Below are 18,886 nucleotides of genomic sequence, written 5' to 3' on the forward strand. Positions count from 1 at the left end.
TGGATCAATGAGCCGCCTGGAAGGTTTCCAGGCGGGCTTTGATGGCTTGGGCGCTGTCGAGTGTCAGACACTCCCCGGCAAGTTCTTCGGTTTCGGCAATGGTGTAGTGTGATACCAGTGATTTAAGGTTCGGTATATCCGAGGCTACAACACTGAATCGTCTGAGCCCGCATCCAATCAGGAAAGGCAGGGCAAGCGGGTCTGAACCCATGTCACCGCATATCATTGCCCTGCAGTGGTTTCTGTTGGCGGCAGCAATAACCCGGTGCAGCTGGCGTATAATTGCCGGATGGAATTTTTCAAAGAGGTCCTGCACAACAACGTTGTTCCTGTCCACAGCGAGGGTGTACTGGGTAAGGTCATTGGTCCCGATGCTGATGAAATCTACACGTCTGGTGATTTCATCAATGATCTCCACCGCTGCCGGGACCTCAATCATTGCCCCGATTCCCGGCCTGTCAATCGGTTGTTCCATCTCTCTGGATAGCTCCTCGATGTGTCGGTCGATCACCTTCCGGACATGGTGAATCTCTTCAAGAGAGATGATCATGGGGATCAAAATATCGATGTTGCCGTGAACATTAGCCCTGATTACTGCCCGTATCTGGTCATCAAGTATTTCAGGCATATCAATCAGTATTCTGATCCCCCTCCATCCAAGGTTAGGATTTGGTTCCCTTACGGGAGAGTAGATCAGTTTGTCGCCTCCGATGTCAAAGAGTCGAATATCAAGTGGCATGGGAGCTATCGTTTCAGCCATATCGAGGTAAGAGGAGTACTGTTCGGACTCCTTTGGCACTTTGGTTCCGTCAGTAAAGAGGTTCTCGCTTCTGAAAAGCCCTACACCTTCCGCACCCGAAGCCGTCAGGTTCTGGAGCTCCTCCTTGAAATCGATATTGGCGAAAAAGGTGATTCTGACACCGCATTTTGTTGTTGCCGGCAGCGTAGCGGTCAGTGATGCACTCTCTTCATGCTCTTTCTCCTCCTCTTTTTTCCTTTCATACCAATCAATTCGCTCCTGACCGGGATTGGTGATTACGACTCCCGTTGTTCCATCAAGGATCACAGGCATGCCGGTTGTCACCTTGTGAGAGAGGTTTCCGAGTCCTACGACCATCGGAATATTGAGTGACTTGCATATCAGGGAGATATGGGAGGTTGTTCCACCTGAATCGGTTATAAATCCCTTTACATTGCTTCGGCTGAGCAGGATCACATCGGCAGGAGAGAGATGATAGGATGCGACAATGACACCTTCAGGAATCCATGAGTGCAGTTTTCGTACATGAAGGTTTCTGATGATCCGGTCCTTTATATCGAGGAGATCGTCAGCCCGTTCACGGAATATCTGTTCTTCAGAAGTTTTGAATTTTTCAAGATAGAGGTTGAACTCCTCCTCTATGACCATATGTGCCGGTTTTCTCTCGGAGAGAATTCTCGATGAGATGGTATCAATAAGTACCGGATCATGCAGGATCATGATCTGGGCCTGAAACAGATTGGAGTATCCTTTACCGAGTTTTCTTGTTGTTACCCGCTCGATTTTTTTCAGTTCTTTCTCGGAACGGTTCAGTGCGGCAAGAAAACGTTCAATCTCGTCATTGATATCCCCGTGTTTCAGTTCCTGGATCTCATGATGATCGGTCTCCTTGACAAAACTATAGCATGTTCCGATTGCTATCCCTTTGGATGCACCGATCCCTGCATAGGACAGCTCCATTTCCTGTCCCGCTGTGTCGCTGTTTTTGATCGCCGGTTCCGGTGCTCCATCTGTTTTTCCGGAGACCGGAGAGTGAGTATTATCTGACATAGGTGAGGGTTAAAAGGGTGCTTCATCCTGATTTATGAATACTCCGGCATTGGATTTACCGGATTCCGGCAGTGAGGGCGCGTAGCGTTCAGGCTCATGGGATGTATCAGCAGCGTCGCCGGCGGTGATATAGGTATTTGCCGTTGACTGAAACCGCCCGTAGTTTTTCAGGAAGAGCAGACGGATGTCGCCAATAGGGCCGTTTCTCTGCTTGCCTATAACAATTTCTACAACATCCTTGGTTGATGAGCCGTCCTCGAAGGTTGTTTTACCGTACATTTCCGGCCGGGAGAGGAACATGACGACGTCTGCATCCTGTTCGATAGAGCCCGACTCCCTGAGATCGCTGAGCTGGGGCCGACGGTCGCCCGAGCGCTGTTCAACCGAGCGGTTAAGCTGGGCAAGCGCGATGACGGGAATGTTCAGCTCCTTTGCCAGTGCTTTCAGCGACCTTGAAATCTGCGCAATCTCCTGTTCACGATTTGTTTTCCCGTCACGTACAGGAGTGACCAGCTGAAGGTAATCGACTACAACCATACCGATATTGTGCTCCTGCTTCATGCGGCGGGTTTTGGCGGCAAGCTCCATAATCGAGATCCCCGGTGTATCGTCAATAAAGAGTTTCGCTTCATTGAGCTTGTCCATGCTGTTGATGATCCTGCCCATCATTTCCGGCGTTATACGCCCGGTTCTGACAAGCTGGGACTCAACATAGGCTTCGGCGCACATGAGCCTTACGGCAAGCTGAACCTCAGCCATTTCAAGGCTGAAAAAAAGAACCGGTGTATCAAAATCGACCGCTGCATTCCGGGCAAGGGCGAGCGCAAACGCGGTTTTACCGGCCGAAGGCCTTGCCGCAATGATAATCATGTCGGAGCCCTGGAATCCGGCCGTCATCTGATCCAGTTCAGAGAATCCCGATCCGATGCCGGTGACGGAGGATTGTGATGCTCTGAGGGTTTCAAGCATCCGAATGCCGTTTTTCACCAGCTCTTTTATCAGTGAGGCCTTCTTTTTTATACCCGCCTGGGAGATATTGAAAAACTGCTGGGAGGCATGTTCAACCAGATCAAAAATATCCATTGATGAGCTGTAGGCTGCCCCGGATATCTTGGCTGATATGGAGATCATCCTCCGGTAGAGGTACTTCTCCTTTGCCAGGCGGGCATAGTACTCGATATTGGCGGCGCTGATAACTTTGCCGGAGAGTTCCGCCAGATAGTGCCGTCCTCCGACCGGCTCCAGTTCGTTCATTTTCAGCAGCTCTTCACTGACGGTGATAATGTCAATTGCCTGCCGTTTATGGTAGAGCTGCATCATCGCCCTGAAGATGATCTGGTGACGTTTTTCATAAAAAACCTCTTCACCATTATCACCGAATATCTGGATGACCTGTTCAATAGGGTCATCTTCGAGAAGAATGCAGGCAAGCACCTCCTGCTCGATTTCAGTAGAATAGGGAGGAACGCGGCTCTCCTGACTGAAATCAATATCCTTGTCAAAATCTATGGCAACCGCAGCTTTCTTGATCATCATGCAATATCCTTGTCGTGAAGCGTTTCTTTTCCGCCCGTTTTTTTGTAATGGTGCTCCATCATCTGCACATCCTCCCAGCAGGCCCGTTTCCAGTTGGGGTTACGCAGCAGTGCGGCCGGATGATAGGTCACAAAACAGTCAAACCCTTTCCATTCGATCAGCTTTCCCCTCATCATTCCCATGGAGAGGTTATTTCCAAGAATGGTATTTGCGGCAACCTTTCCAAGAATAAGAATGATTTTAGGCTTTACAATCTGCAACTGCTGCTGCAGCCATGGCCGGCAGAATCCGATTTCATCCTCAAGCGGGTTGCGGTTTCCCGGCGGCCTGCACTTCAGAATGTTGCAGATATAGACCTCTTCACGTTCAAAATGAACCGCCTGCAGAATTTTTGTGAGGAGCTGGCCGGATCTTCCTACAAAAGGCCTTCCCGACGCATCCTCTTCCGCTCCGGGGGCTTCGCCGATGACAACAATTTCTGCAAGAGGGCTCCCTTCGCCAACAACAACATTCCGCCTTGTTTCGGCGAGCCGGCACTTTCGGCACGCCATTGCCGCTTTTTGCAGCTCCGCAAGCTTTTCAGCTGCCGAAGCGGAAGGGTGTTCACTGCCGGACGGTGTGCTCACTACAGGATCAAATAACAGGCCTTCCATGCAATTATCGGCTGTTTTTATGGAGAGGAGACTTACTCTCGTACTGTTTTTCTATGACCTCAAGCAGCCGCTCTGCCGCGTCATGTTTTGAAAGTTGAGGCAGCTCGGTTGTTTTGCCGCTACGCTCTATCAGGGTCAGAATATTGGTATCAACTTCAAAACCGGAAGTTTTGCGATCAAAAAAGTTGAATGCTATCAGGTCAAGCTGCTTTGATTCCAGTTTCTTGCGTGCATTATCAATATCTGACTGCATTTCGAGTGCAAATCCTATGGCAAGTTGTTTGCTGCTTTTCTGCAGACTGAACTCTGCAAGGATATCCGGGTTTTTTACAAGCGTAATCTCGATCTCTTCGGCCTCTTTTTTCATTTTTCTTTCATATGGTGCGGCCGGTCGATAATCTGCTACAGCCGCCGCGCCGATAAAGATCTGGCAGCTTTGGAAAAATGTTCGGGCGGCAGCATGCATCTCCGCAGCACTTTCAACATCGATGCGTTGCACTCCCGGAGGAGTTTCAAGATGAACCGGGCCTGTAATGAGCGTGACCAGTGCTCCGCGTTTTGCCGCAGCACCGGCTATGGCGAATCCCATCTTGCCCGAAGAGTAGTTGGAGATGTAGCGCACGCCATCAATTTTCTCTCTTGTCGGTCCGGCTGTCACAACAATGGATCTCCCCTGCAGGGGGGACTTTTTCTGTGATGAGTGCAGGGCCTCTTCAAGATGCGTGTGGATGGTTTCGGGCTCAGGCATCCGGCCGGTTCCGGATTGTCCTGAAGCGAGCTCTCCGCTTTCAGGTTTGAAGACCAGGCAGCCCTGTTTTTCAAGGAGTGCGATATTTCGCTGCACTGATGCAGAGAGAAACATCTGGCCATCCATGGCAGGAAAAACAAGTACCGGCTTGCCTGGCCGCAGTGTGAGAAAGCAGGCTGTGAGCATATCGTCGCAAAGGCCTGCGGCCAGCCGCGCAAGCGTATTGGCTGTGGCCGGGGCAATGACCAGCGCATCGGCCCACTCGCCAAGCGAGATATGGTGTGTGTAATCGGTTTCCGGTGTGTCAGCAGGAGGAAATATATTCCGGTAGACAGGCTCCTGGGAAACGGTTGCAAGGGCAAGTTCACTGACAAAACGGGCACCGCCGTCGGTAAGGGCAACCCTGACATTTGCCCCTGCTTTTTTCAACACTCTTACCAGTTGCGGCGTTTTGTAGGCGGCAATGCCGCCGCAGATGCCGATGATGATGTTTTTGCCTCTCAAGAGCTTATTTCCTGTGGATTTATTTCAGATTGGTTTACCTGTCAATTTACAAAAACAGCAGGATTTATTTTTTTTTGCCGGATGAAGGGATAATTCGTTTCCAGAACTGATCCCATGAGTTGAACCGCTCCCTGAAGGAGACGCTTGCACCCCATGTTTCCGAAGGTTTCTGCAGATTGATGCTCGATGTTTCATTTCCGATCTGTCCGTAAGAGCGATAGGCCTCCAGGTATATTTTCGGAGTTACACGGTATTCGATTTTCTGTGCAGTACCGTAATAGTCTGACATAACAGTTTGTTTCATGCTCGGTGAGCTGCCTGTGCCTACAAAGCGGACTTTTCCGCCGGTACCGGGGACGTTGAGTGCAAAGTAAAGATCAAGTCCGCTAAGGGCTCCGCGGTTGTCCACGCCGACATTGACATTGAAGCTTTCGATTCCGGCAATATCCTGCACGACTCTTGAGAGCTGTGAAGAAATCATACCTGTTCCGGTCGATATTCCGACGTTTGATGCAAAGCCGGTGTTCTGGTTGCTGCTGCCCGGTCTGATATACCACTGTTTTGAAAGCAGCATGGTGATGACATTCAGCTGCGCGTTCGGGTCTATCTGGCTTGATTGTCCGCCGATGGTGTTCTGGGAAGAGAATGGTTGAGACTGCTCGTTGAGGTAATAGCCCATCTCCACCTGTGGTTCATTGAGCGAACCGGTGATGGCAAGCAGCAGTTTTACATTATCCCGCTCACCGGTCTGCTGGTTTACAGCCGTTACGTATTTGGCTCCATACAGATTGTCCATAACGCCGCCCCGGATATCAGCGTTGTTCCAGGTTACCTTGCCGCCATCCTGCAGATCGAAATTTGAGTTGGAAAATTTGTATTTACCTCCGATGACATTCACCGAACCGAACAGCCGGTAGAGCTGATCGGTTTTATTGACGACAAGTGAGAGATTGTTTACCGTTGTTTCAATCTGTTCGCCTCTGAGGCGGTCAAAAATCACACTGCACTTGATCGGTACATTACTTGTCAGCCTCAGGTTTTTTATCTGGAGGATATCAAGCAGTGAATAGTAAAACTCTGCGGGTTGAACGGCTGCGTTACTTCCGGCAATCTCAGCTGAACTCTGTGATGGATAGCGGGGAACAAATTCAATGAACTTGTTGACTCCAATATACTTCGCGCTTTCATTGGCTCCAGCCCGATAGAGAGAGAAATCAGCAGCGTTGATTCGCAACTCTCCTTCGGCGAGCGGGGAGGTGAATGTGCCATGCAGCAGCAGATTGTTTGTAGAACCGGTTATGGTTCCAAAAGAGGTTTCATCCTTCCGGTCTTTTTTGTTGAACAGTAACAGATTGTCAATCCGGCATTCAAGAGCAAGTGCTCCCGGTTCCAGTTTGTCAAGTTTTACCACTCCGTTGATACGCCCTGTGCCCTTGAGATTGTCGCGGATTTTGATATCGCGAAGTTCGATCGCTTTTGGGGTTATAAAGAGGTCCCCATTGAGCAGATAGGTAACCTGGGTGGGTTCAATTCTGATTTTTGTATCAAGCAGCCGGCTTGTCAGATAGATATCGGGTGTCGGTGTTCTCCCTTCAATTTTGAGTGTTGTCGGTATTATGCCTTCGGCATCATCAATGATCGGGATCGCGTATTTCAGCAACTGCGCGGAAAGATTATCCGAGCGGAATGAAACTCTGACGGGTTGTTGCGGTGCAGTCCAGATCTGCAGGGGGTAGTAGCTGAGTTCCAGCGGAATGGTTCCGCTTCCCTCGAACGTGTTCATTACCACTATCGGTTTTGCACTGTTCAGTGAGCCCGGTGAGCTGTTATGCATCTCAAACTGAAGCTGGCCGGAACTGTGCCTTGCTGTGCCCTGCACGGTTCCTATCCGGATTTTATCATAGCGTATATCCTCACCGCTCAGTTTGAGTGCCGTTATTTTTGCGCCGGGTGTGCCGCTGACTGTCAGAGAGGCATTGATGGATCCTGCAAGCAGATCAAGTGATGGATTGATGATTAACTGTCTCAACTCCCTGAGCTGAACTTTGTAGAGTATACATTGAAAGGTACCTGACTGCGAGTTGCTGAGCTCTCCGTTAAGCACAATCTGCTGCCCCCCTTTCATCAGACTGAAACGGTTGAAGAGTGCCGATGTTCTGCCGAGCATGATATGTGACTTTTCAGATGCCTGCCAGATACCTTCAGCATCTTTCAGGGAGAGGTGATTAACGGTCAAATCATAGCTGCTGCCGCTTTTTGCGGCTGACAGTTTTGCCGAAAAGTTCTGCTGCGGTTCAAGGGTGGAGATGTCGAGAGAGGTCTCAAGCCGAGAAGGGCTATACAGCGCGGTAAAGATGGCCGCACCTGTTTTTTTGCCGGCCAGGGAGAGTGATGCTGCCTTTGCATTTACCGATGCTTTTTTCGTCCCGCTGGCAGTACACTCCAGCCCGGCCGCCATAGCGAGCTTCTCTATCAGCACATTGTTATTGGCCTTCAATTGTTCGACTCTTATTGCACTCTCTATCGAGCACTCGCCATTACTGTACATGGCTCTCCCTTCAGCACGTCCCTTCACAAAGAGCGCCTCAACAGGGAAGAGTCGCTGAAAGGGTGAGAGATCTTTGATTGTTACCAGGTAGTTGACCGTGAATGGTTTTGTCAGTTTGCCCGAGCTGTTTTCAGGGGCAGGCATGGTTGTCTGCCATATATTCTGTGATGCGATCTCCCTCGCAATTCCGGAGCCTGCAAGTCTGCCAAGAGCAATCAGCTCGTCAAATGAAAAATTTCCTTCGGTAAGCAGGTCAAAAAAATCACTGTTGATCGTGGTTCTGGAGCTGCCGGGTTTCTGTACAATCTCGATAGATGCCTTTGAATTATCTTTCAGCCGGATATTGTTGATGAGAGAGGGCGCGAACTTCATCATGGCAAAAACATTCAGGGCTTTCGCGTCAACACCTGATCCATTCATGCTGAATGTGCCGTTCAGATCGGTTTTATACTGCTCTGAACCGAGGATTTTTGATAGATCAAGAGCCGTGGCCTTGCCGGATGCCTGGTAACGGGTTGCTTTATTTTTCAGGTCGACTCCACCGTCAAGGCTGAATGTTGTGAGATTGTTTTTGAGGGAAACCGTAGCTGCCATCATGTCATTGGCAAAGTCAAGCAGCAAACTTCCCTCTTTGATCGGCTGATTTTGCCAGTAGGAGTCGGCCAGCTTCATGTCAAGCTTCAGGCGGTTGATTTTTTTGTTGACCATAACGCCTTCAAAGCTGCCGGATGCGTTGATCAGACTTTTTTCTCCACCCGCGTCAACCAGCTTTTGAGGTTTCAGGTTTTTCAGCACCATGGAGCCTTTGGAGGAAAACTGTTCCGATCCCTCTTTTGATGTCTCTGCATTCAGGGAGAGATCTCCTGGAGCAGTTCGAAGGGTCAGTTCTGACTTGACCGTTTTCAGACTACCTTTTACCCGTCCGAGAAAGGTAATGTTACCGGTTTTTTTTGCGATCTCCCGGTAGGTACTCTCATGCAGTAGAGACTCGATAAATGCACCTTCAACCCTTGAGCTGTCACATTCAAGCTGATAAGCCAGGGCATTTCTGTTTTGCAGGTTGAGCAGTTCTCCTTTAACGATGATCCGGTTTTTAAGGTGTGTCAGGTTTGCATCCAGGATTTTGACATTATCTTTTTTTCCTTTTGCGTTGCCCTTCAGGGTGTACATTCCGTCAGGAAGAAGAAGTTCCGGAAAAAACTGTTTCAGATCACTGCTGTGGAGGGAGAGCTCCTGAATATTCAAAAATGAGTCGGCGCGTAAAAGCTGCTTTTGAATCAGGGAGGAGAAGATAGTAAAATTGTCAAAAGTGGCCGAGAGTTCAGCTTTGCTTTTATTTGCCTCGGCTTTCAGTGCAATTATTTCTGCGCGGTTTTCCGAAAAGAGAAAACTTCCCGATGCATGGTGCAGGGTGATGTTTTCGCGGGGGAGTGTGAGTCTGAGTCGGAGTGTATCAAGTTTTCCCTTCAGAAATTTGTCCTTTATGGTGAACGATGAGAGTTCCAGGTTGATATTGTTCACCGAGAGCTGAAGGGCGTTCGGGTTGCTCTTCTTTCCGGTGTAGGTGAGCGTGCTGTTTTTCAGATGCAGTTTTTTGCTGAAAAAATGATCGAGTGGAGCCTGCTTTATATTGGGATCGCGAAAAGCAAAGAGCTGTTCAATATTGAGTTTGCCGTTTTCCTGTTCGATAACTCTCGCGTTCAGCGAATCGGCAACAAGCCGCCGCAGATAGAGTTTTCTGATTTCAGGCTGGAGGAAGGTGAGGAAGTTTACTTTTGCTGAAACTTTGCGCGCTTCAATCGCAGGAACCGCTTCGCCGGGGCTGTATATACGGGGGTTGATCAGGGTGACACTGTTGGGGAACTTCAGGTGAAGTTCGCCCAATTCAAGACGACCGACAAAGTTTTCATTAAAAAGAGCCGTTGCCCGCTCTTTGACCAGCAGGTCAATGACTCCGCTGTTCAGAACAAACAGAGCGACAAGCGACAGAAGAAAAATGAATGCCGTGAAAACTGTCAGCAGTTTGATGGTGTAGTGTTTAATCCTTTCCACTGCCGGGTGATGGGTTAGTGTAGAGCTGAAGAATTTTATCAATGATATTGCTTGTTGACCGGCCGTCGAGCAGCGGTACGGTCAGTACTTTGCCGCCACCTTCAAGAACGGCCTTTGCTCCGGCAATCTGCTCAACGTTCCAGTCCGCTCCTTTGACCAGAATATCCGGCAAGAGAAGAGTGATAAGGGATTCGGGCGTATCTTCTTCAAAAAGGGTAACAGCATCGACCGCCTGAAGTGCCGCAAGGACGGCAGCCCTGTCGGTTTCGGAACAGACCGGTCGATTCGGGCCTTTCAGTCTTCGTACCGACGCATCGCTGTTGAGACCGATCAGGAGAATATCTCCCAGTTGTTTTGCAGCATTCAGATATCCGACATGTCCGGCATGCAGGATATCAAAGCAGCCGTTTGTAAATACAACGGTTTTACCGGCAGCCTGCCATGCCCGAACCCTGAGAAGAGCCTCATTCCGGCTCAGCAGCTTATGGGAACCATGCATAGTTGCCATCTTTTTGCTATACTTTGCCCGGTAGTGTATGAATAATAAGTCGCCGAATTTTTTTCAATTTAGCTTATACTCTTCGATTGTCCGCATGCTAAAACACAGACTTACCATGAAGCGAAGCTGGGAGGATAGTGACGGGGTGGCCGATCGGGTGCTTTATGGTTTAATTATGATGATCGGCTGGTTCGTCAGAACGATAAGTCGTAAACATTCAAGTGCATTAGCTCGCGCACTCGGTGATTTTATCTACCGGGTTCCTAAACTCCGGCGTTCTCTTGTTGAAGAGAATCTTGCCCTGACTTTCCCCGAAAAAAACAGTGAAGAAATCTCTGCGATTGCCCTCCAGGTCTATCGCAACCAGGCTGAGAATTTTATAGAAATGCTCCGTCTTCCCATGATAAAAACAGCCGAAGATGCCGCCCGGCTTCTTGAGCTTGATGCGCGTCTGCTGCTCTCGAAAACACTTGAGCAGCAGAAAGGTTGCGTGCTGGTTTCGGCTCATTTTGGCAACTGGGAGCTGATGGCGCTCTGTTCCGGACTGTTGATGGCCCCTTTTACAATCGTGGTAAAGGAGCTGAAGAATCATGCTATTGATCGTAAAATCAATAGCTGGAGGACGATGCAGGGGAACAGGATCGTCTATGACTGGCAGGCGCTTCGTACGGGGTTGCGAACGCTCCGGGAAGGGGGGATTGTAACAATTCTCGGTGATCAGTCTGATTCGGGAGGATCATTTTTTACCGAGTTTCTCGGAAGAAGGACCGCCGTATTTCTTGGTCCGGCCTTTCTTGCCCTGAAAGCGGGAGTGCCGCTCTTTGTTGTGATGTGTCGCAGTATAGGAAACGGACGTTATACCATCGATATAGAAGAGATTGACATGAGTGATCTTGGAGGCAAAAAGGCGGATGCCGAAGAGCTTGCACGCCGGTATACAAAGGTGATCGAACGCTTTATCTATCAATATCCTGAAGAGTGGTTCTGGCTGCATAACCGCTGGAAGCGCTCAGAACCCTGAGGAGGGTTTTACCACCGGCTCCTTTTTGTATAAGAGGGGCTGAAAATGTAGATTGCGTTCGGGCATTGCTTGCTGTCACAATAACCTCTTTATGAAAGTATTATCAAGGATTGTTCGCTATCTGCTCCCCTCAAAAGGCAAGATTGCACTTGTTCTGGTTGTCAGCATCATGACCTCGCTGCTCGGGGTTGTTTCAATCTATTCAGTCCTTCCTCTTCTTAATGCGGTTTTTACTGCCGACCGCACGATTGCGGGTTCGGGCCCTCCTGAAACAGCCGCGCTGCAGAGCAGGGCGCCTGAAAAAAGTTCCGACCAGGTTCCGGTTGTTTTTAATGGCTTTGATACCGAAAAGCTCAAGGCTTCGGTGACGGAGTCCTTTGCAGAAGCGTTTCATGCCGAGACCAAAGAGAGAACCCTGCTCAATATCTGCCTCTTTCTGATAGGGGCATTTGCCGTAAAAAACCTGTTTGTCTATATGAACGGTCAGCTCCTCTACCGGATTCAGACCAAGACGGCCAAACAGCTCCGGGATGATGTATTCAATAATATCATTGAGATGCACCTGGATTATTTTAACAAGAACCGGGTTGGCAATCTGATGAATCTGGTTTACAACGACGTTCAGACGGTTAATGAATCGGTAAGTTCCACCTTTGTCAATTTTCTGCAGAACCCGTTTGCGGTAGTTGTTTATGCTTGTGTCCTTCTTGTTTTGAGCTGGAAGCTTACTCTTTTTGCAACGGTGACTTCGCTGCTGATATTTTTTGTGATCAGCATAATCGGCAAGCAGGTGAAGGGTCTGGCGGCAACGTTCCGCACAAAAATGGGTGATATGAACTCGGTCTTGCAGGAGAAGTTCAGCGGGATCAAGGTTATCAAGTCAAGTGCGTTCGAAAATGTCGAACTTCAGCGTTTTCAATCGTTTACAAGGGATTTCCGGAAACTCGATATCCGGATTGCAAGACTTCGTAATATTATCAGTCCGGTTAATGAAACGCTGCTGGTTGCGGCCATTGCCCTTGTGCTCTGGTTTGGCGGACTGCAGGTCTTTGAGGGAAGGATGACCTCCTCTGAACTGATTCTCTTTGCCTTTACGCTTTACTCCACCATGGGGCCGATCAAGAAATTCGGAGATATCAGCAGCCAGATGGCTGTCGGAAAGGCCTCTGCTGAACGGCTCTTTGAGCTGCTTGATACCGTGCCGGATATCAGTAACGGGAGTCGCTCCATAACAGGTTTTTCCCATGAGATCCGCTTTGAGGACGTCTCGTTTAAATACAGCAAGGAGGCTGATGCCCCCAATGTGCTTGACCATGTCTCTTTTGAACTGAAAAAAGGGGAGATGGTTGCCCTCGTTGGCCAGTCGGGATCAGGAAAGTCGACGACGGTTGATCTTCTTCTGCGTTTTTATGATGTTGATTCGGGCCGTATTACCATTGACGGGATCGATATCCGGGAGTATGATTTCAAGCAGTTGCGCCGGATGATCGGTGTGGTCAGCCAGGAGGTGATCCTTTTCAATGATACCATCAAGGAGAACATTGCCTACGGGATCCATGGAGAGATAAGCCAGGAGAAGGTAATCATGGCGGCAAAAATGGCCAATGCCCATCAGTTCATTGAGGAAAAACCCGAGCAGTATGATACACTGATCGGAGACCGTGGGGTACAGCTTTCAGGCGGACAGCGACAGCGCCTTGCTATTGCCCGTGCCATGGTGAAGAATCCTGAACTGCTGGTTTTCGATGAGGCGACCAGTGCTCTTGATAATGAATCCGAAAAGGTAGTGCAGGAGGCAATAGACCATGCCCTTGAAAACCGTACGGCTCTGGTTGTCGCTCACCGGCTCTCAACTGTCAGGAATGCCGACAGGATCATTGTCATGGAGAGGGGTAGAGCGGTTGAATCCGGTAGTCATGAAGAGCTTCTCGCTCGTGGCGGTTTATACAGGCAGCTCTATGATATTCAGTTTTCCGGCAAGACGCAGGAGTCCGAACGGACGCCGGTTGCTTCCTGAATATACCGCCAATGCCGACTGGTACGGGTGCTCTTTTATCCCTTCAATCCTTCCGCAACCATGGCAAATATTCCAAATCGTTTTGTTGTCGTCATTCCGGTATTCAACCAGCTCCACTACACATCGCAGTGTGTTGAAAGCCTGCTCAGGCAATGTGTCGAAACGGATGAGATCCTGATTATCGACAACGCCAGCAGCGATGAAACACCGCTCTGGCTGGCGCAACATTCCGAATTGAAACATCTCCGTAACAAGGTCAATCTCGGTTGCGGCTGTGCCTGGGCTCAGGGCGTTGTTCTCAGTCCGGATGCCGAATGGATAGTACTCCTGAACAACGATGTGCTTTCGGGGCCTGCAGCGATCAATAACCTGCTTGATGCGGCCGAACGCTCAAAGCTTGGAGTCGTAAGTCCGGCGCTGTTAGAGGGTCCGAACGACTACGATTTTGAAAATTTCGCCCGGCAATATCAGAAAAGCATGTCTGGCATGATTCGACGGAACCGGTTCCACGGGGTCTGTTTTGCTCTTCACAGGAGCGTTATTGAGAAAATCGGTTTTCCGGACACCGACCGGCGTCTGGGGGGATATGAAGATGCCGAGTTTCTCGTCCGCTGCCGGCGAGCCGGGATTCCGGTCGGAATTGTCGGTGATTCGGTCTTTCACCACTTCGGCTCTATTACCCAGAAGGCCATCAAGCAGAAGACGGGACAGAAATCTCTCGGGGACCTCAAGTATTTCCGCTCCAGGGTTGGTTCAAAATGGTGGTCAAGGAAGCGGGATAAATTTTTGTCAAAGTTTATTTTCAGGAAATGGATCAACGATGAACGGGCAGGAACAGGCTATTCACTGCATATGATACGCAGGGATGGAGTATGGGAGCTTCGTTGATCATCCGGCCATTGATGATAATTGATTATATGGAATACTCTTACGGGATTAATGTTTGCGGCGGCAGCCGTATTTGAGCGATGACCATGCATAAAGGCAATCCGCGACGCATACTTGTTATTGTACAACGCTCCAACGGCGATGTCTTTCTGAGTTCGCCGTTGATCGAGGTGCTTTTCCGTGTTTATGGCCGCCCGGGCATCGATCTGCTGGTCAACAGCGACACGCTTGCCGTAGCAGAGACGCTGCCGCATATACAGCAGATACATCAGTTCTCCTACAATGTCGAGGGAAAGGGGAGGGGTTCCCAGACTGCTGATCTGCTGAAAAGGATTTTCCGCCGCTATGACCTGAGTATCAATCTGACTGCAAGTGACCGTTCAGTTCTGTTTGCTCTGCTTTCCGGCCGAAGAGCCATAAGCGCAGTGGAGCCCGACCGGAAAAAATCCTGGTGGAAGCGCCTCTTGCTTTCGGCCCATTACGAGTTTGACACCTCCCGGCACATCATTGAGAACAACACCACCGCTCTTGACCTTCTGGGCATTGGTTCCGGCAAGCCGACCGTCAGCTCCTGCCATTCGCCGGAGGCTGCCGAACGTGTAAGGCAGATGCTGGAAGGGGCCGGTATCGGCGAATTTATTATAGTTCATCCCGGAGCTCAGTATAACTACAAGGTATATCCCGAGCGGCTCAGAAACGCTCTGTTTGAGCGCCTGAACCGTTTCGGTATACCGATAGTTGTTACCGGCGGAAAGAGCCGGCTTGACCTTGAGATCAAAAAAACAGTGCCGAAGCTTGAAAATGTTCATGATTTTATCGGCAGGACAAGTATGGATGAATTGATAGCGCTGAGTGACCGATCCCTTGCTTATATTGGAGCCGATACGCTGAACATGCACATTGCTGCTTCGCAGAACAAACGTATTTTTGCCATTTTCGGCCCGACAATTCCCGGTATGTGGTCTCCCTGGTGCAACGCGCTCCACACCGGAACCAGGCTGAACAGGCCTTTGCAGACATATGGCACTATTACCATCTTTCAGGCTGATATGCCCTGTGTTTCCTGCGGTCGCGCTGGTTGCGATGATCAACACGGTGTCAGCGAATGCCTTTACCATATTGATCCCGATCTCATCACTAACGAAATTGAGCATTGGCTAACAACATTTCGGTAACGATCCTTACCAAAGATTCCGCCGCCTTTCTCGCTGAGTGCCTCGGTGCGCTTGAGGCGTTTACGGAAGTTGTCGTTGTCGACAATGGATCGACCGATGATACAATTGCTATCGCTTCACGCTTCAGGAACGTCAGACTCTTCGAACACCCCTTCACCGGGTTTGGCCCGATGAAGAACATTGCAGTCGACAAAGCCGCCAATGACTGGATCTTCTCGGTTGACAGCGATGAAATTGTTACTCCGGAGCTGACGGCCGAGATTTTGAATCTCAAGCTGGACAGCAGCCGCATCTATGCGGTGGGGCGTGATAACCATTACCGTCGAAGGCTGATTTGTGGATGCGGCTGGCAGAACGATCAGGTCCAGCGGCTCTTCAACAGGAAGCGTACCCGATACGACGACAAGCTGGTTCATGAAGGGCTCAAAATGGATGACCAGCTTCAAACGGAGCTTCTGGAGGGCAGGTTGAACCATTATCCCTACGACAATGCTTCGCAGCTCATCCAGAAAATGCAGCACTACTCCACGCTCTGGGCCGAGGAGAGTCTGGGCCGAAAAAAAGCATCCCCCTTCAAGGCGCTCTTCTACGGAGTACTCACCTTTTTCAAGTCATACCTGTTCAAGAAAGGATGGCTTTACGGTTACGAGGGCCTCCTGATCTCGATTTCGAATGCGAACGGGGTTTTTTACAAATACATCAAGCTCTATGAAGCCGACAGATCTCACAGCCTGTAGTCTGGTCATCACGACCTACAACGCACCTGATCTGCTGGATCTTGCCATCCGGAGCGCACTTGCGCAATCCGAGCCGCCCTCTGAAATCCTTATTGCAGACGACGGCAGTACGAGCGATACCGCACTGCTCATCGAAACGCACAGGGTTCGTGCGAGCGTGCCGCTGGTTCACCACTGGCAGGAAGACCGGGGGTTCCGGGCAGCCTCGTCGAGGAACAGGGCGATTGCCGCGGCAAAGGGTAATTATATCGTGATAGTTGACGGAGATATACTGATGCATCGCGACTTCATCAGGGACCATAAACGGCTGGCGCTTGCAGGTACCTTCATTCAGGGTTCAAGAGTGCTGCTTTCGAAGGAGAATACCCTGAAGCGGTTCGTTACGAAGAATATCACCGTCTCCCTGTTCGAAAAGGGGCTTGAAAACCGTAAAAATGTTCTGCACTTTCCGCTCCTTTCAAAGCTCATTGCGTTGAAAAGCAGCTCCCTGAGCGGTATAAGAAGCTGTAATATGTCGTTTTTCAGAAACGACTGCCTCCGTATCAACGGGTTCAATGAGGATTTTATCGGGTGGGGCCGTGAAGACAGCGAATTTGCTCTCCGTATGATCAACAGCGGCATTCTCCGGCGCAATGTCCGCTTCAGCGCCATAGCATCCCATCTCTGGCATCCGGAGAGCCCCAAGCACCAGCTCTCTGCAAATGACCGTTTACTTGAACAGGCTGTTGTCGGCAGGATCACCACCTGCACGAATGGCATCGATAAATACCTGGCAAAGAGATAATTATGAAAATCAGCGCCTTTACCTTTATCAAAAACGGAACCATCTTCGGTTTTCCCTACACGGAATCAATTCGTTCCGTGCTGCCGATTGTTGATGAATTTGTTGTTAACGTCGGGTTGAGTGATGACGATACCCTTGAAAGAATCAGGGCGATCAATGACCCGAAAATCCGGATCATAGAGTCACACTGGAACGACAGGATGAAGGTCGGCGGCTATGTCTATGGCCAGCAGAAAATGATTGCGCAGTTCAACTGTACCGGAGACTGGGCATTCTATCTTGAGGGAGACGAAATTGTGCATGAAGAGGAGCTGAGAAAAATTGTCGAGGCCTGCCGGACCCATCTGGATGATGAGCGAATTGAGGCTCTCACCTTCGACTACTATCATTTCTATGGAAATGCGAACAGTTATCTCGATTCTCCGGGATGGTACCGTCGTGCGGCCAGAATTATCAGAAACTCCATCAGGACGACAGCTCCTGACGGGCTTTTCTGGCATGTGCTTACCGACAACAACAAGGTTTCACGTTATCCCAGGAGTGCCCATACCGGGGCGTCGATCTATCACTACGGTTGGGTACGGAGCGAGGCGGAGATGAACCGGAAATCGGAAAACGTTCAGAAGTACTGGAATAAAAACCATAGCCGGATCGACTATGGTGAGATCGATCAGAAGATTGTTCGCGAGTTCAAGGGCTCACATCCTGCAATTATTCGTGACTGGCTTCCGAAAGAAGAGGGCCTTTTTCGGGCCAATCCCGGCCATACATTGACCCGGCGGGAGAAAAAACACCGCTTCATGCTCCATCTTGAACGGTGGTTCGGGATGGAATTGAGTAAAAAACATTTTGATCCCGTAACCCGTGAGTGAAAATCCCTGCAGACAACATTCACAGCAGACAGTTTCTCCACCATTTGCAGTTCGTTTATGAACCCTTCCATTGTCCTTTTGCCGAACTGGATTGGAGATATGCTCCTTGCCCTTTCACTGGTCATGAGACTGCCGGAAAGTCGTCGGTCAAAAACCACGCTTCTTGTGCCGCCTCAGATGAGCGGCCTGGTCGGGGAGCTCTGCAATCTGCCCCGGATTGAGTATCTCCGTAACAGTGCCGAAGAGCGCAAACGTACGCTGAATGCTGTGCGCAACGGGGGGTTTCACGCCTTCTACCTCCTCCCGTTTTCATTTTCTTCCGCATGGTTTGCGATGAAGACAAGGGTGCCGCTCAGGCGAGGCCTGCCGGAAGAGATGAGGCGTTTTCTTTTGACTGATCCGGTCTCCGAAGAGTTCAGTGATAACAAGCTGATTCATATTACCAGAGAATATGCCGCCATTCTTGATACGCCATATCTTCCCCCTGAAGAGTGGAACGGTGTAAAGGTTACGCCAGGCAGGAGTCACGCCGGTTCAATTGTCTACTGCCCCGGTGCCGCCTACGGGCCGGCCAAGAAATGGCCTCATTTTCCTGAACTGGCAAGGCTGCATGAGCGATACAACATTGTTGTTCTTGGAATGAAAGAAGACCGGCAGTCCGCAGAGGAGATCGCAGGTATGGCGCCCGGAAGAGTTACGGACCTTACCGGAAGGACTTCGCTGAAGGAGGTTGCAGCGATTTTGTCAGCCGCTCGCGGAGTGGTCTCGAACGACTCCGGGCTGATGCATCTTGCCGGCTACATCGGCACTCCGGTCATCGGCCTGTTCGGTTCCACAAGCCCGGTCTGGACGGGTCCTCTCGGAAAAAAAAGCATTGCCATGAACTTTCCCGAGCCATGTGCCCCCTGTTTCCAGAGAACCTGCAGGTACCACCACTATCGCTGTCTTGCAAACATTACTCCGGAAGCTGTAGCGGAGGCAATGGAGAAATTGTGCGGATTATCCGAACTTTCAGCCACTCAAGAGGCCTGCAATTGAGGGA

Annotated in this window: 14 protein-coding genes; 8 read left to right on the plus strand and 6 right to left on the minus strand. The window is 50.1% G+C overall.

Annotation, left to right across the window (positions count from 1 at the left end):
• Positions 1–4: 4 nt before the first annotated feature.
• The 6 genes from ptsP to rfaE2 all read right to left on the minus strand — a co-directional run bounded on the left by ptsP (position 5) and on the right by rfaE2 (position 10,359).
• Entirely contained in the window at positions 5–1,810 is a 1,806-nt protein-coding gene (gene ptsP, locus G9409_RS04655; protein WP_166807657.1) for a phosphoenolpyruvate--protein phosphotransferase, read from the minus strand.
• A gap of 9 nt (positions 1,811–1,819) precedes the next feature.
• Positions 1,820–3,346, minus strand: a complete 1,527-nt coding sequence (gene dnaB / locus G9409_RS04660) for a replicative DNA helicase (RefSeq protein ID WP_166807658.1) — start codon at positions 3,344–3,346, stop codon at positions 1,820–1,822.
• Positions 3,343–3,999, minus strand: coding sequence for a uracil-DNA glycosylase (locus G9409_RS04665; protein WP_166807659.1), 657 nt, complete (start codon positions 3,997–3,999; stop codon positions 3,343–3,345). Before G9409_RS04665 ends, dnaB begins: the two co-directional genes overlap by 4 nt.
• A gap of 4 nt (positions 4,000–4,003) precedes the next feature.
• Positions 4,004–5,251, minus strand: a complete 1,248-nt coding sequence (gene coaBC, locus G9409_RS04670) for a bifunctional phosphopantothenoylcysteine decarboxylase/phosphopantothenate--cysteine ligase CoaBC (protein ID WP_166807660.1) — start codon at positions 5,249–5,251, stop codon at positions 4,004–4,006.
• Between the two features lie 64 nt (positions 5,252–5,315).
• A complete protein-coding gene (locus tag G9409_RS04675) occupies positions 5,316–9,851 on the minus strand; it encodes a translocation/assembly module TamB (protein WP_166807661.1) in 4,536 nt (1,511 codons plus the stop codon).
• Positions 9,838–10,359: a D-glycero-beta-D-manno-heptose 1-phosphate adenylyltransferase gene (gene rfaE2 / locus G9409_RS04680; protein ID WP_166807662.1), complete on the minus strand. Its 522-nt coding sequence runs from the start codon at positions 10,357–10,359 to the stop codon at positions 9,838–9,840. The genes G9409_RS04675 and rfaE2 overlap by 14 nt, the downstream gene beginning before the upstream one ends.
• 106 nt (positions 10,360–10,465) lie before the next feature.
• Here rfaE2 and G9409_RS04685 point away from each other — a divergent pair, with 106 nt between their 5' ends.
• The 8 genes from G9409_RS04685 (at position 10,466) to waaF (ending at position 18,882) form a co-directional block, all read left to right on the plus strand.
• Positions 10,466–11,371 (plus strand): lysophospholipid acyltransferase family protein, encoded by a 906-nt coding sequence (locus tag G9409_RS04685; protein ID WP_235923235.1) that lies wholly within the window; start codon positions 10,466–10,468, stop codon positions 11,369–11,371.
• Positions 11,372–11,462: 91 nt separating this feature from the next.
• Positions 11,463–13,388, plus strand: a complete 1,926-nt coding sequence (locus G9409_RS04690; protein ID WP_166807664.1) for an ABC transporter ATP-binding protein — start codon at positions 11,463–11,465, stop codon at positions 13,386–13,388.
• A 60-nt stretch (positions 13,389–13,448) separates the two neighbouring features.
• Complete coding sequence (locus G9409_RS04695) at positions 13,449–14,276, plus strand: glycosyltransferase family 2 protein (RefSeq protein WP_166807665.1); 828 nt, start codon at positions 13,449–13,451, stop codon at positions 14,274–14,276.
• An 80-nt stretch (positions 14,277–14,356) separates the two neighbouring features.
• Positions 14,357–15,451 (plus strand): glycosyltransferase family 9 protein, encoded by a 1,095-nt coding sequence (locus G9409_RS04700; protein WP_166807666.1) that lies wholly within the window; start codon positions 14,357–14,359, stop codon positions 15,449–15,451.
• A complete protein-coding gene (locus G9409_RS04705; protein WP_166807667.1) occupies positions 15,430–16,188 on the plus strand; it encodes a glycosyltransferase family 2 protein in 759 nt (252 codons plus the stop codon). Before G9409_RS04700 ends, G9409_RS04705 begins: the two co-directional genes overlap by 22 nt.
• Positions 16,160–16,972, plus strand: a complete 813-nt coding sequence (locus G9409_RS04710) for a glycosyltransferase family 2 protein (protein ID WP_235923236.1) — start codon at positions 16,160–16,162, stop codon at positions 16,970–16,972. The genes G9409_RS04705 and G9409_RS04710 overlap by 29 nt, the downstream gene beginning before the upstream one ends.
• A gap of 2 nt (positions 16,973–16,974) precedes the next feature.
• A complete protein-coding gene (locus G9409_RS04715) occupies positions 16,975–17,844 on the plus strand; it encodes a glycosyltransferase family protein (RefSeq protein ID WP_166807669.1) in 870 nt (289 codons plus the stop codon).
• Positions 17,845–17,901: 57 nt separating this feature from the next.
• Positions 17,902–18,882 (plus strand): lipopolysaccharide heptosyltransferase II, encoded by a 981-nt coding sequence (gene waaF / locus G9409_RS04720; protein ID WP_166807670.1) that lies wholly within the window; start codon positions 17,902–17,904, stop codon positions 18,880–18,882.
• The last annotated feature ends 4 nt before the right edge of the window (positions 18,883–18,886 follow it).

It is taken from the genome of Candidatus Chlorobium masyuteum (genome assembly GCF_011601315.1).
Taxonomy (GTDB): domain Bacteria; phylum Bacteroidota; class Chlorobiia; order Chlorobiales; family Chlorobiaceae; genus Chlorobium; species Chlorobium masyuteum.